The sequence below is a fragment of the Campylobacter sp. CFSAN093233 genome, assembly GCF_011068165.1.
GTDB classification, from domain to species: domain Bacteria; phylum Campylobacterota; class Campylobacteria; order Campylobacterales; family Campylobacteraceae; genus Campylobacter_D; species Campylobacter_D jejuni.
Genome location: NZ_JAAMWY010000006.1, coordinates 218,751 through 232,443, shown reverse-complemented (window position 1 = coordinate 232,443; position 13,693 = coordinate 218,751). Strand labels below are relative to the sequence as shown.

The 13,693-nt window shown below is 31.9% G+C and carries 10 protein-coding genes; 6 read left to right on the top strand and 4 right to left on the bottom strand.

Going from position 1 to position 13,693, the window contains the following annotated elements; translation table 11 throughout:
• Window positions 1-4: 4 nt before the first annotated feature.
• From FBF15_RS05630 to FBF15_RS05620, 3 genes are all read left to right on the top strand, one after another.
• Window positions 5-490 (top strand): HIT domain-containing protein, encoded by a 486-nt coding sequence (locus tag FBF15_RS05630; protein ID WP_002854919.1) that lies wholly within the window; start codon window positions 5-7, stop codon window positions 488-490.
• Window positions 480-1,478: a tRNA 2-selenouridine(34) synthase MnmH gene (gene mnmH, locus FBF15_RS05625; RefSeq protein WP_002854897.1), complete on the top strand. Its 999-nt coding sequence runs from the start codon at window positions 480-482 to the stop codon at window positions 1,476-1,478. Before FBF15_RS05630 ends, mnmH begins: the two co-directional genes overlap by 11 nt.
• A 286-nt stretch (window positions 1,479-1,764) precedes the next feature.
• Window positions 1,765-3,000, top strand: a complete 1,236-nt coding sequence (locus FBF15_RS05620; RefSeq protein WP_038817091.1) for an ammonium transporter — start codon at window positions 1,765-1,767, stop codon at window positions 2,998-3,000.
• A gap of 59 nt (window positions 3,001-3,059) precedes the next feature.
• On the opposite strand, the gene hemH is transcribed toward FBF15_RS05620, so the two are convergent.
• Genes hemH through FBF15_RS05605 form a run of 3 tightly spaced genes read right to left on the bottom strand, consistent with a single transcriptional unit; the run spans window position 3,060 to window position 5,912 of the window.
• Complete coding sequence (hemH, locus tag FBF15_RS05615) at window positions 3,060-3,971, bottom strand: ferrochelatase (RefSeq protein ID WP_038817092.1); 912 nt, start codon at window positions 3,969-3,971, stop codon at window positions 3,060-3,062.
• Complete coding sequence (locus FBF15_RS05610) at window positions 3,968-4,834, bottom strand: Gfo/Idh/MocA family oxidoreductase (protein ID WP_002859910.1); 867 nt, start codon at window positions 4,832-4,834, stop codon at window positions 3,968-3,970. Before FBF15_RS05610 ends, hemH begins: the two co-directional genes overlap by 4 nt.
• Window positions 4,835-4,838: 4 nt before the next feature.
• A complete protein-coding gene (locus FBF15_RS05605) occupies window positions 4,839-5,912 on the bottom strand; it encodes a DegT/DnrJ/EryC1/StrS aminotransferase family protein (RefSeq protein WP_002867665.1) in 1,074 nt (357 codons plus the stop codon).
• 114 nt (window positions 5,913-6,026) lie between these two features.
• Between FBF15_RS05605 and alaS the strand changes: the two genes are divergently transcribed.
• From alaS to FBF15_RS05590, 3 genes are read left to right on the top strand one after another with little or no spacing between them, the layout of a single operon-like run.
• A complete protein-coding gene (gene alaS, locus FBF15_RS05600; RefSeq protein ID WP_002900739.1) occupies window positions 6,027-8,555 on the top strand; it encodes an alanine--tRNA ligase in 2,529 nt (842 codons plus the stop codon).
• A complete protein-coding gene (gene maf, locus FBF15_RS05595; RefSeq protein ID WP_002855005.1) occupies window positions 8,555-9,106 on the top strand; it encodes a septum formation inhibitor Maf in 552 nt (183 codons plus the stop codon). Before alaS ends, maf begins: the two co-directional genes overlap by 1 nt.
• Window positions 9,103-11,034 carry a penicillin-binding protein 1A gene (locus FBF15_RS05590; RefSeq protein WP_014516710.1) on the top strand — a complete coding sequence of 644 codons (1,932 nt, stop codon included), beginning with the start codon at window positions 9,103-9,105 and terminating at the stop codon, window positions 11,032-11,034. Before maf ends, FBF15_RS05590 begins: the two co-directional genes overlap by 4 nt.
• A 27-nt stretch (window positions 11,035-11,061) precedes the next feature.
• Here FBF15_RS05590 and FBF15_RS05585 read toward each other — a convergent pair whose 3' ends face one another.
• Window positions 11,062-13,635, bottom strand: coding sequence for an AAA family ATPase (locus FBF15_RS05585; protein WP_002854855.1), 2,574 nt, complete (start codon window positions 13,633-13,635; stop codon window positions 11,062-11,064).
• Window positions 13,636-13,693: the final 58 nt, after the last annotated feature.

The following is a 13,693-nucleotide window of genomic DNA, read 5'->3' as shown; positions in this document are numbered from 1 at the left end:
GAAAATGCAGTATTTGTATGCACCATGGCGGAGTGAGTATTTTGAAAAAGAAAAAAGCATTTGTCCATTTTGTGATTGTGCTAATAAGATCAAAAGCGATGAAGAATTAGGCGTGATTTTTAGAGCAAAGCATTGTTTTGGAGTGATGAACCGCTATCCTTATTCTGCAGGGCATTTTATGGTGATTCCTTATATACATGAAGAGCATATAGAAAATTTAAGTGATGAAATTTGGCAAGAAATGAGTTATTTTGTGCGTTTGGGGGTAAAAATTTTAAAAGAGCAAATTCATGCAAATGGAGTGAATATCGGTATGAATTTAAGCAAGGATGCAGGAGCTGGCATAGCTTTTCATTGTCATTATCATCTAGTGCCACGCTGGTCAGGAGATACAAATTTTATCACAACCATAGGAGAAACTAGGGTTTGTGGCACTAATATAGAGCAAGTTTATCAAAAACTTGTTTTGGCTTTTAAAAATGCTCAGTGAAGTTGAATTTGTAGAGTTTCAAAAAGAAAATTTCTCTTTTTTAATCGATGCAAGAAGCCCTAGAGAATTTTTGCATTCTCACTTGATAGGAGCTTTAAATTTTTATGCACTCAATGATGAAGAATATCAAGAAATAGGAACAATTTATAAGAAAAATCAAGCTTTAGCTAAGGCTATGGGTGCGAGTTATATTTGTCAAAATACCGCTAAGCATATATTAGAAATCACTCAAAATTTTCGCATAGGAGAAAAGGTGGGGATTTATTGTTCTCGTGGGGGTTTGCGTTCAAAGTCTATCGCAGTGATTTTAAGTGAGCTTGGCTTTAGGGTGGTGCGTTTAAAAGGTGGGTTTAAAGCTTATAGAACTTTTGTAACGCATTATTTCGAAAATGAAATAAATTTTGATTTTTTTGCTCTTTGTGGTAATACAGGTTGTGGAAAAACAGAGCTTTTAGAACAACTCCCACAAGCTATAAATTTAGAAAAAATGGCAAATCATTTAGGCTCGTCTTTTGGTGATATTTTAGGAAAACAACCTACGCAAAAAGCTTTTGAAGCAGAACTTTTTCACAATATTCAAAATTTAGAAAATTTTGCTTTCATAGAAAGCGAAAGTCGCAAAATAGGGGATATTATCTTACCTTTGAAATTTTATGAAAAAATGCAAAAGGCTTTTAAAATTTATTGTTTTTGTTCTTTGGAAAATCGCGTTAGAAGAATACAAAAAATTTATCAAGAAAAAATGACTCCTTTGAAATTTCAACAATGTGTGCAAAAAATCAGTCCTTATATCAGCTTAAATTTACGCCAAGATTTGCTTCAAAGTTATGAGAGAAAAGAATGGCAAAAGCTTATTGTTATGCTTTTGGAGTATTATGATAAAACTTATAAAAAACCAGATAAGATTGATCTTGAGTTAAATACTGATGATATTTTAAAAGCTAAAGAAGAGCTTTTAGATCATTTTAAAGCACAATTACTTTTTTAATATCAGATAATTTTATTAAATAATCAAATTTTTTCTTCATTATCTTGTAATAATCCTTTTTATCTTTGTTGTTTTTTAACTTGGCTCAAATTTTTATTTTAATGCTAGTAATTTTGAATTATAGAGAAGTAAAATATTTTTTAAAATACCTATTTATAGTAATTTAAGATAAAAAAATAAATTTTTATAAAAAAAATATATAAAATATTTCTTAAATTTATATTTTTTTAAATCATTTTAAATATAATTATCTCGCAATTAAATTTTTGTAAGAAAGGACAGGTAAATGAATGCGATAAATTCAAGTTTTATTGTGTTGTGTACTTTGCTAGTTTTGCTTATGACTCCAGCTTTGGCAATGTTTTATTCAGGTATGGTAAGAAGTAAAAATACTCTTAATACTATAATGAATTGCTTTATTGTTTTTGGTGTTATTACTTTACAATGGGTAGTGCTTGGATTTAGTCTTTCTTTTGGTAAAGATGAAGGACTTGGGCTTGTAGGAAATTTCGAGAATTTCCTCTTAGAGGGTATTAGCGGATACAACGCTTCAGGCGTTCCAAATATTCTTTTTGTGATTTTTCAAATGATGTTTGCACTTATTGCATCTGCCATCATAACAGGCTCTTTGGTGGGAAGAATTAAACTGGGTGTTTTGGTGATATTTCTACTTTTTTGGAGTACTTTAGTTTATGATGTGTTAGCACATATGATTTGGAGCAGTGAGGGATTTTTGCTTAAAAGAGGAAGTCTTGATTTTGCTGGGGGCGGTGTTGTGCATATTAGCTCTGGGGTTGCTGGACTTGTAGGAGCTTTGATGGTAGGCGCTAGAAAAAGTGATGATGAGGATAAAAACGCGCATTCTATTCCTTATGCTTTCTTAGGTGCGATTTTGCTTTTTATAGGATGGTTAGGTTTTAATGCTGGAAGTGCTGGCGAAATGAATGATGTTGCTATCAATGCTTTTATAGTAAGTATTATATCAGCAGCTTGCGGCTTTTTATCTTGGGTGGTACTTGAGTGGCTCATCTATAAAAAACCGACTATTTTAGGTGGACTTAGTGGGCTTGTAGCAGGGCTTGTGGGAATTACTCCAGCTTGCGGTTATGTAGATATTTATGCTTCTCTTGTTATAGGGACTTTGTCTTCTGTGTTTTGTTATTTTGGTTTAAGTTTTATTAAATACAAACTCAAATGGGATGATTCTTTAGATGCCTTTTCTTTACATGGAATCGGAGGTATTTGGGGAGGAATTGCCACAGGGCTTTTTGCAAGTGCTAAAGTAAATCCTAATGTGATTGCCCAAAATGCACTTGGCGAGGGATTTTTTATCAGCGGAAGTTTGGAACTTTTAAAAGAGCAAATTTTTGCTATTGTGATTTGTGTGGTTTTGTCAGCTCTTATAAGCTTTGTTATTTTTAAGATTATCTCTTGTTTTACAGACTTAAGAGTAAAAGAAGAAGTAGAGCAAAAAGGCTTAGATGTGAGTTTGCACGGAGAAAAAGCTTATACTTTAGCTTAGTTGGCTAAATTTTTACTAAAAAGTCCTTGTAATCATAAACAAGGACTTCAAAATCATTCTTAATTAAAATCAGGCAAATACTTTAAAATAAAGTGGATAAATTCATCACTATCATTTGGGCAAGTGATTAAATCATAATCGCACTTTGCTAAATGTTTATACTCCATACCTAGCTCAAAAATCGTTTCAGAACAATCAATGCAAAAAGAAATAGGGTAAATCAGAGCTTTATCGTTTAAATTTGCCAAAACATCGCTTGTATTTGGTTCAAGCCATTTTACAGGGCCTAGTTTAGACTGATAAGCTAAAATAAATTCATCAAAATGATCTTTTAGCTTTTCTTTTAAAATTTCTACATGATCATTTACATGCTTTTCATATAAATCACCTTTATCAATAATGCTTTGTGGTAAAGAATGCGCTGAAAAAATCAAAATTTTGGCATCAAATTTACTTTTTTTAGCCAAAATGTGCGAAACTATCATCTCGTTATAAAGCTCATTTTTGTAAAAAATATCTATAGTTTTTACTTTTGCTTGAATTTTTTGCTTTGAAATTTCATTTTGCAGAACTTCTAAAGATGAAGTTACTGTGGTGCAAGAATGGTGCGGATAAAGTGGAAAAAGAATGATTTCATCACTTGCATTTAAAGTGTATTTTTGCAAAATTTCTGTGGCAAAAGGAGGAACATAAAGATTTACAAAATCAAATTTAAATTCATCTTGTTTTAAATTAAGCTTGTCACACAGGCTTTGAGTAAGTTCGTTTAAAGGGGATTTTCCGCCCATTTTTTTATAGTTTTCTTGCATGGCTTTAACGCGAGCCTTTGTTATGATCCATGCTACAAATTTTCTTAAAAATCGATTTTTGATTCCTAAAATATAAGGATCATTAAACATATTTTTTAAAAAAACTTCACAATCTTGTAAATTCGTAGCTCCGCCCATATTTAAAAATAAAACTAATTTCACGCAAACCTTTCTAAAATTTCTTGAACTTTGTAAGCATCGCTCGTGCTGGCTAAATGATTGGGTTGATTATCGATAAGTTTTAACAAAGCTTCGTGTTCTGAAAAAAGTGGACTTTGTTGAGTAAGTTCTATAAAATTTCCATCTTTTAATAAAGAAAAGTCATTTAAATTGGCTTCATAAAAATGATTTTTAGTAATAAGATGAATTTTTCTTAGTTTTTGTGTGCTATTCCAACTTTGATGTATGCTAGCAATACATTTTTCAAGCTCACATAGAATAATGCTTTCACTTTCTCTTGTTTGATCTTGGGTGTATTTTTTAAGCAAATTGGTTTTTGTTATTTCTTGTTTGCTTAAAAAACAAAGCAAATCAAGATCATGCACAGCCAAATCTTGCAAAATCCCTACATCGCTGATTCTTTGTGGGTAGGGTGAAAATCTTTGTATGTTAATGCTGATAATTTCTTCATTTTCAAGCTCTTTTTTTAGGGCTAAAACCGCAGGATTAAATCTTTCGCAAAAACCTACACCTACTTTTATGCTGTATTCTTTAGCTAAATTTGAAATTTCGTCTATTTCTTTTAAATTTAGAGCTAAAGGCTTTTCGATTAAAACGCATTTGCATTGTTTAAAAACTTTTTTTGCTATTGTTAAATGTGAATTTGTAGGTGTTGCTATGATGATAATATCATTATTTTGATTTAAAAATTTATCCAGATCATCATAAAAAATATCATCAAAAATATTTAGGTTTGGATTTTTGCAAAGATCAAAAAGTGCATTAAGTTTAAAATGAGAATTTTTACTAAGTTCATTTAAGTGGTTTTGCCCCATTTTTCCAAGGCCTATGATACCTATTTTCATGGAATCAATCTTTAAAAATACAAATAACTTGCTCTTGCTCTTCTTCACTTAAAAAAGGTGAAAAAGGCAAAGATAAGATGTGTTCGCTTGCGTATTCTGAATTTTTAAGTTCTAAATTTGAAAACTCACTAAAGCAAGGTTGTTTATGCAAAGGGGTTGGATAGTGTATAGCATAAGGTATATTAGCTTTTTCAAATTTTTGCAATACACTAGCTCTATCTTCAACTAAAACACTGTATTGTGCATAAGCGCTAAAAGCATTTGGATTAATTTGTGGAATTTGACAGTTTTTTAAATTTGCATTATAAATTTGTGCTAATTTTTGTCTTTTGTCTAATTCTTTTTCTAGGTATTTTAACTTAACATTTAAAATCGCTGCTTGTAAGGTGTCAAGGCGTCCATTTATACCTATAAATTCATGTTTATAACGCTGAGTTTGTCCGTGATTGAGTAAAATTCTTATTTTTTTAGCAATTTCATCATCATGGCAAAAAATAGCCCCGCCATCGCCATAAGCTCCCAAAGGCTTCGAAGGAAAAAAGCTTGTGCATGAAATTTTAGCTATAGAGCAGGATTTTTCTCCTTTGAAACTTGCGCCAAAACTTTGTGCACCATCTTCGATCAAAGTGATATTTTTATCTTTTAAAATTTCTTCTAAAGCCCTTAAATCACTCATTTGTCCAAACATACTCACTACTATAACAGCTTTAGTTTTTGGAGTTATTGCTTTTTGCACTGCTTCAAAATCAAGATTGTAATTTGATAAATTTATATCTACAAAAACAGGTTTTGCACCTACCAAGGCCACAACTTCAGCTGTTGCTATGAAAGTAAAACTAGGCACTATAACTTCATCATCTTTGCCAATATCTAAGGTTCTTAAGGCAAGATATAAAGCACTGGTTCCACTTGAACAACCTATAGCGTGTTTAACACCTAAAAAATGAGCTAAATTTTGCTCAAATTCGTTAAGCTTTGTACCGCCTATAAAAGAAGAGCTTGATAAAACGCTTTCAATTTCAGCATTGATTTCATCTTTGTATGCGAGATATTGGGCTTGAAGATTGATAAAATTCATAAAAAACCTTAGAGAAATAAAATTAAATAAAAATGTTTATTGTATTTTAGTTTTACTTAATTTAAAGTAATTTTGGTATGATATGTTTTTATAAAAATTTCTTTAGGAAAATTCATGGATATTAGAAAAGCTTATTTGGATTTTTTTGCATCAAAAGGACATGAGATAACCCCGTCAAGTCCTTTAGTTCCTGATGATGCAACTTTACTTTTTACTAATGCGGGTATGGTGCCTTTTAAAAGTATATTTACAGGAGAAATTCCACGCCCAAACCCTCCACGCAAAACAAGCTGTCAAACTTGTATAAGAGCGGGTGGAAAGCACAATGACTTAGATAATGTAGGATATACCGCACGCCATCATACTTTTTTTGAAATGCTTGGGAATTTTAGTTTTGGGGATTATTTTAAAGAACAAGCCATAGCTTATGCTTGGGAATTTGTAACTGAAGTTTTAAAACTACCTAAAGATAGACTTTATGTAACCGTGCATGAAAACGATGATGAAGCTTTTAATCTATGGCAAAAACACATTCAAAAAGAAAGAATTTACAAATTTGGCGATAAAGATAACTTCTGGCAAATGGGCGATACTGGTCCTTGTGGTCCTTGTAGTGAGATTTTTTATGACCAAGGACAAGAGCATTTTAACTCAAGCGAAGATTATATGGGCGGAGATGGAGATAGATTTTTAGAAATCTGGAATCTTGTTTTCATGCAATACGAAAGAAGTGCTGATGGAGTGCTTAGCCCACTGCCAAAGCCAAGCATTGATACAGGAATGGGGCTTGAAAGGGTAACAGCGATTAAAGAAGGTAAATTTAGCAATTTTGATAGCTCGCTTTTTATGCCAATCATCAATGAAATTTCAAAACTTTGTAATAAAACTTATGTTTATGAAAGCGGAGCAAGTTTTAGAGTCATAGCTGATCATATAAGATCAAGTGTATTTTTGCTTGCACAAGGGGTAAGTTTTGATAAAGAAGGTAGAGGTTATGTTTTGCGTCGTATTTTGCGTCGTGCTTTAAGACATGGATATTTGCTAGGTTTTAAACAAGCTTTTATGTATAAACTAGTTGATATTGTGTGCGATTTAATGGGCGGACATTATACCTATCTTAATGAGAAAAAAGACTTTATAAAAGAACAAATTCGCCTTGAAGAAGAAAGATTTTTAAGCACTATAGAAAATGGGATTGAAATTTTTAATGAAGAGCTTAAAAACACTAAAGAAATTTTTAGCGGAGAAGTAGCCTTTAAGCTTTATGATACTTATGGTTTTCCGCTTGATTTAACGGCTGATATGCTAAGAGAAAAAAATCTTAAAGTTGATGAAGAAAAATTTGAACTTTTCATGAATGAGCAAAAAGCACGCGCTAAGGCTTCTTGGAAAGGAAGTGGAGATAAAACTGCAAGCGGAGATTTTAAAAACTTACTTGAAAAATTTGGAGAAAATCATTTCGTAGGTTATGAAAAAGCAGAATGCGAAAGTAAAATTTTAGCCCTTTTAGATGAAGATTTTAAAGAAGTTTCCACCCTTAAAGATGTGGGTTGGGTGATGCTTGAAAACACACCTTTTTATGCAACAAGTGGGGGGCAAAGTGCTGATAGTGGATTTATAGCTAAGCGTGAAGTTTTAGATACGCAAAAGTTTTTTAATCTCAATCTTAGCTTTATAAAAGCAGGCGAAGAACTAAAAGTTAACGATATAGTTCATGCAAGAATCGATACAGAAAAAAGAGAGCAAATCGCACGCCACCACTCAGCCACTCATCTTTTACATCATGCTTTAAGAGAAATTTTAGGTTCTCATGTAAGCCAAGCAGGATCTTTGGTTGAAAGCAATAAACTAAGATTTGATTTTACTCATCATAAAGCTTTAAACAAAGAAGAGCTAGAAAGCATTGAAAAAAGAGTCAATAAAATGATTATAAACTCAAGCGAAGCTATCTTAGAAAATATGCCTTTAGAAGAAGCTAAAAAAAGCGGTGCTATAGCATTGTTTAATGAAAAATACCAAGGCAATGTGCGTGTTTTAACTCTAGGTGAAAGCAAAGAACTTTGCGGGGGAACTCATGTTAAAAATACTGCTCAAATAGGAAGTTTTTACATAGTTAAAGAAAGTGGTGTGAGTGCTGGAGTTAGACGTATTGAAGCTGTGGTTTCTAAAGCGGCTTTAGAATTTGTAAAAAATCAACTCGAAGAACTTTCTAAAGTAAAAGATGAACTTAAAAATAATGATATTTTAAGCGGGATTAAAAAGCTTAAAAATGAAATTTTAAGTTTAAAAAATGAGCTTAAAAATTCAAGTAAAACCGAGCTTGATTCTAAAAATATCCAAGGTGTTGAAATTTGCGTAAAACGTATAGATAATGGCGATATTAAAGCTATGATTGATGATTTTAAAAACAAATTTGCTAAAGCGGTGATTTTACTTATCCAAGTAAAAGATGAAAAAATCACTTTAGCAGCTGGCGTTAAAGATGTGCCTTTAAAAGCAGGAGCTTTGGTTAAAGAAGCGGCGCAAATTTTAGGTGGAAATGGTGGCGGAAGAGATGATTTTGCTACTGCAGGTGGAAAAGATTTAAGCAAAATCAATGAAGCTTTAAAACAAAGCTTAGAAACGATAGAAAAAGCACTTTAATGTTAATTCTTGCTTCAAGTTCCATTTCAAGAGCTAACTTGCTTAAAACCGCAAAGATTGATTTTAGGCAAGTTAGTTTTGATTATGATGAAAATTTAAATAAAAATATTTCACCTTTTTTATATGTTCAAAAAATAGTTCTTGAAAAAGAAAGACAATTTTTAAGTACTTTAGGCAAAGATTTTCAAAACCAAAATTTGCTTTTTGCAGATAGTATAGTTTGTATAGATGAAAAAATTCTTACCAAAGCAAAGGATAAAAAAGAAGCTTATGAAATGCTTGCCTTGCAAAATGGAAAGTATGCAAGTATTTTATCGGCTTTTTTGCTTGTAAAACCTGAAAAAAGAGTTTTTTCTCTTTCAAAAACTACACTTTATTTTAAAAATTTTGATGAAAATGCTTTAAGAGATTATGTAGAAAATGATCTTTATAAAGGCAAGGCGGGTTGTATTATGTGTGAGGGTTTTCATCAAAATTTCATCACCCAACAAGTAGGAAATCTAAGCACTGCTTTAGGGCTTGATATCCAAACTTTAAAGGCTTATTTATGAAAATATTAAAATATATTTTTTCATTTTTTACTCTTTTGTTTATAGCTGGATTTATTTATGTGGCTTATCTTTTCACAAGTGCTGATACTGAGGGTTATACTTTTAAAGAATACAAACCTCCTCTTACAACACAAATTTACGATAGAAATGGCAAGCTTGTGGCTAATATTTTTGAACAACATCGTTTTTACGCTCCTTATGAAGAGCTTCCTCCACGCCTTATAGAAGCTTTGGTTGCTATAGAAGATACAAGCTTTTTTGAACATAATGGAGTTAATATCGATGCCATTTTTAGAGCTGCTGTAAAAATCATAAAAAGCGGTGGAAAAACCATGGAAGGAGCTTCCACTCTTACCCAGCAATTTATTAAAAACACGGAATTAACCCCTGAAAGAACTATTACGCGTAAAATTCGCGAAGCTTTGCTTGCTTATAAAATGGAAACCATTTTAACTAAAGAGCAAATTTTAGAAAGGTATTTAAATTTTATTTTTTTTGGACATGGGTATTATGGAGTAAAAACCGCAGCTTTGGGGTATTTTCATAAAAATTTAAATGAATTAAGCCTTAAAGAGATTGCTATGTTAGTAGGTATGCCAAAAGCACCTAGCAGTTATGATCCTACAAAGCATTTAGATCTTTCCATTTCAAGAGCAAATAATGTTATTTCAAGAATGTATAATCTAGGTTGGATTTCAAAAGCAGATTATGATATAGCCATTAAAGAAATTCCGCAAGTTTATGATGATACGCTTACTCAAAATGCTGCTCCTTATGTCGTAGATGAAGTGATTAAACAATTAAGCCCTAATATCAAAGACTTAAAAACAGGTGGATATAAAATCATTTTAAATATAGACTTAGATGTTCAAAATATGGCACAGAATGCTTTAAAATTTGGTTATGATGAGATAGTAAAACGCGATAAAGATGCAAATTTAAGCACTTTGAACGGAGCTATGGTCGTGGTAAATCATCAAAGTGGTGATGTTTTAGCTTTGGTAGGTGGAGTTGATTATGAAAAAAGTAATTATAACCGCGCTACTCAAAGTATGCGTCAACCTGGAAGCTCTTTTAAACCTTTTGTGTATCAAGTGGCGATTAATTTAGGATATTCGCCTATGAGTGAAATTGCTGATATTTCTAGAATTTTTGAAGGTGGAGCGGGTAATAATGAGGATTGGAAACCTAAAAATGAAGGGGGTAAATTTTTAGGTTTAATTACCTTAAAAGAAGCTTTAACAAGATCAAGAAATTTAGCTACCATTAATCTCGCACTTGATATGGGGCTTGATGTTCTTTACTCTAAACTAATGGAATTTGGATTTAAAGATATACCGCCTAATTTATCAATCGTATTGGGAAGTTTTGGTATTTCTCCTTTGGAGTATTCGAAATTTTATACCATGTTTGGGAACTATGGTACGATTAAAGATCCTCAAATTATCAGACAAGTTCAGGATAAAACCGGTAAAACCATCATGGAATTTAACTCAAATGAGCGTAAAGTCAGCGATGAAGCGCAAAGTTTTCTGGTTTTAGATATGATGAGAAATGTTGTTGAAAAAGGCACAGGGCGTAATGCAAGAGTAAAAGATATAGAAATAGCAGGAAAAACAGGAACAACGAATAAAAGTGTTGATGCTTGGTTTTGTGGACTTACGCCTGAAATAGAAGCAATCATTTGGTATGGAAATGATAACAACAAACCTATGCGTTATACAGAAGGTGGGGCTAGAACAGCTGCTCCTGTGTTTAGAGAATTTTTAACTCAATATATAGAAAAATTCCCTGATACAACTAGAAAATTTAGCATTCCTAATGGAGTTTATCGTGGAAATTATAAAGGAGAAAGTGCTTATTATACCACCAAATCACCATTACCAAAAGTAAATATGAAATTTAATGAAAGCGAGATTATATTTTGAAAGTAGAAAGATCTACTTTCAAAATGATTAAGCTTTTTTGATGATTATTTCATCATCTTTTGCATCAATGATAATGCTATCATTTTCATGAAGTTCATCAGCAAGTATCATATCGCTTAATTTATCTTCTATAAGATCATAAATAGCTCTTCTTAAAGGTCTAGCACCAAAATCAGGGTCAAAACCATCTTTAGCGATTAAAAGGGCTGCATTTTCGCTTAAACTTGCTTTTATTCCCTTGTTTTCTAAGCTCATTTGTAAATCTTTAAATAAAAGCTTGACTATTTCATAAGCTTCATCTTTTCCAAGTGGATTAAAGGTGATAATATCATCTAAACGGTTTAAAAACTCAGGTTTAAAGAAATTTTTTAACTCATTTTTTACCGCATCTTCTTGTTCTTTTCCACTTAAATTCATAATGGCACTTGAGGCGATATTAGAAGTTAGAATGATAATGGTATTTTTAAAATCCACTGTTACACCTTTGCTATCGGTTGCTCTACCATCATCTAAAATCCCTAAAAGCACATTAAATACATCTTTATGTGCTTTTTCAACTTCATCAAACAAAAGCACGCTATAAGGTTTTCTTCGTACGGCTTCAGTAAGCTCTCCACCTTCTTCATGTCCTATATATCCTGGAGGCGCACCTAAGAGTCTTGAAACACTATGTTTTTCCATAAATTCACTCATATCAAAGCGAATCATTGCTTTTTCATCATCAAATAAAAATTTTGCCAAAGCTTTAGCCGATTGTGTTTTTCCTACCCCTGTTGGCCCTAAAAATAAAAAGCTTCCTATAGGTTTATTGTCCGCATTAAGCCCTGCTTTGTTACGTTTAATGGCTCTAGCTAAAGCACTTAAGGCCTTATCTTGTCCTATGACACTTTCTTTTAAATGTTTTTCCACTTCTAAGAATTTTTGTTTTTCAGAAGTTAACATTTTTTGCACGCTAATACCCGTCCATTTGCTTAAAATTCCAGCAACCAAATCCTCATCCACTTGATTTTTAAGTAAAACTCCATTTTCACTCATTTTTTTCCATTTATCTTCTAAAATTTCTACTTCTTTTTCAAGACTTGGAATTTTTCCATACTCTAGCTCGGCTGCTTTTTGAAATTCACCTCTAGCTTTAGCCAAAGAAGCTTCATTTTTAAGCAGATCAATTTCTTTTTTCTTAGCACTTATGCCATCAAAAACACTTTTTTCATTTTCAAACTGTGAATTTAGGGCATTTTGTTTTTCTTTTAAATTGGCTAGTTCTTTTGCGATTTCATCGAGTCTTTTTTGATTTTTTTCATCATTTTCCATTTTTAAAGCTTCATTTTCAACTTCTAAAGTTTCTATATCTTTGCGTACTTTTCTTAAAGAACTTGGTTCGCTTTCAATTTGCATTTTCAGTTCAGCTGCAGCTTCATCGATTAAATCAATGGCCTTATCAGGTAAAAAACGATCCGCTATATAACGCTTTGAAAGTTTAGCTGCAGCTACTAAAGCGCTATCATTTATAGTTACATTATGATGAATTTCAAGCTTTTCTTTTATACCCCTTAACATAGCCAAAGCCTCATTAACGCTTGGCTCACCTACATTTACAGGTTGAAAACGGCGTTGCAAGGCTGCATCTTTTTCAAAATATTTACGATATTCTTTTAAAGTAGTTGCGCCTATAGTATGGAGTTCACCTCTTGCAAGAGCGGGTTTTAAAATATTTGCCGCATCCATACTGCCTTCACTCGCTCCAGCTCCTACTATAGTGTGAATTTCATCGATAAAAAGAATGATATTTTCACTTTTTATCACTTCATTAACCACAGCTTTTAATCTATCTTCAAATTCTCCTCTGTATTTTGCACCTGCAATTAAAGCACTCATATCAAGAGCGATAACTTTTTTATTTTGCAAAGATTTTGGAACATCTTTTTTAATAATTCTTTGTGCTAAAGCTTCTACTATAGCTGTTTTTCCTACGCCTGGTTCACCTAAAAGTATAGGGTTATTTTTGGTTTTGCGTATTAAAATTTGCATTAAACGTTCGATTTCTTCTTCTCTGCCTATAACAGGATCAAGTTTACCTTCGCTTGCTTTTAAGGTTAAATCTATACCAAATTTATTTAAGCTGTCTAAGGTTTCATCGCTTGTTTTGCTATCGATTTTGCGTCCCGCTCTTAGACTTTCAAGCTCTTTTTGAAATTCTCTTAAATCTAAAAATTGCGCCAAAATTTCTTTAATAGGACTTTTTTGACTTTCACTTATAAGCCAAGTATCCACACTTAAATAACTATCTCCATTAGCACTCATTAATCCTTTAGCATTTTCTAATGAATTTATAAGTTCATTGGAAAAGCGTATATTTTCACGGTTTACATTTGAACTCGTTGCAAGTTTTGAAATTCTGCTTTTAATTTCAAGTTCTAAAGCTTCTTTAGAAATATTTAATTTATTTAAAATTTGATTTAAAATACTTGCATTATCTACGCTTAAAGCCCATAAAAGATGTAAAGGTACAACTTCATTATTTTTAGAATGTATAGCTAAAGATGCTGCACTTTCAAGGTTTGAAAGCATATTATCAGTTAAAAAATCTTGTATATTTGCCATGTTTTATCCTTTATTTAGTTTATATACTTGCTATTATATAACTTTAGTCATATAATGT

Coding starts and splice junctions, on each gene's coding strand:
- FBF15_RS05605 (WP_002867665.1), bottom strand. CDS start 5,912: ATGAATTTTATCAATCTTCAAGCCCAATATCTCGCATACAAAGATGAA.
- FBF15_RS05620 (WP_038817091.1), top strand. CDS start 1,765: ATGAATGCGATAAATTCAAGTTTTATTGTGTTGTGTACTTTGCTAGTT.
- alaS (WP_002900739.1), top strand. CDS start 6,027: ATGGATATTAGAAAAGCTTATTTGGATTTTTTTGCATCAAAAGGACAT.
- FBF15_RS05590 (WP_014516710.1), top strand. CDS start 9,103: ATGAAAATATTAAAATATATTTTTTCATTTTTTACTCTTTTGTTTATA.
- FBF15_RS05630 (WP_002854919.1), top strand. CDS start 5: ATGCAGTATTTGTATGCACCATGGCGGAGTGAGTATTTTGAAAAAGAA.
- mnmH (WP_002854897.1), top strand. CDS start 480: ATGCTCAGTGAAGTTGAATTTGTAGAGTTTCAAAAAGAAAATTTCTCT.
- maf (WP_002855005.1), top strand. CDS start 8,555: ATGTTAATTCTTGCTTCAAGTTCCATTTCAAGAGCTAACTTGCTTAAA.
- FBF15_RS05585 (WP_002854855.1), bottom strand. CDS start 13,635: ATGGCAAATATACAAGATTTTTTAACTGATAATATGCTTTCAAACCTT.
- FBF15_RS05610 (WP_002859910.1), bottom strand. CDS start 4,834: ATGAAAATAGGTATCATAGGCCTTGGAAAAATGGGGCAAAACCACTTA.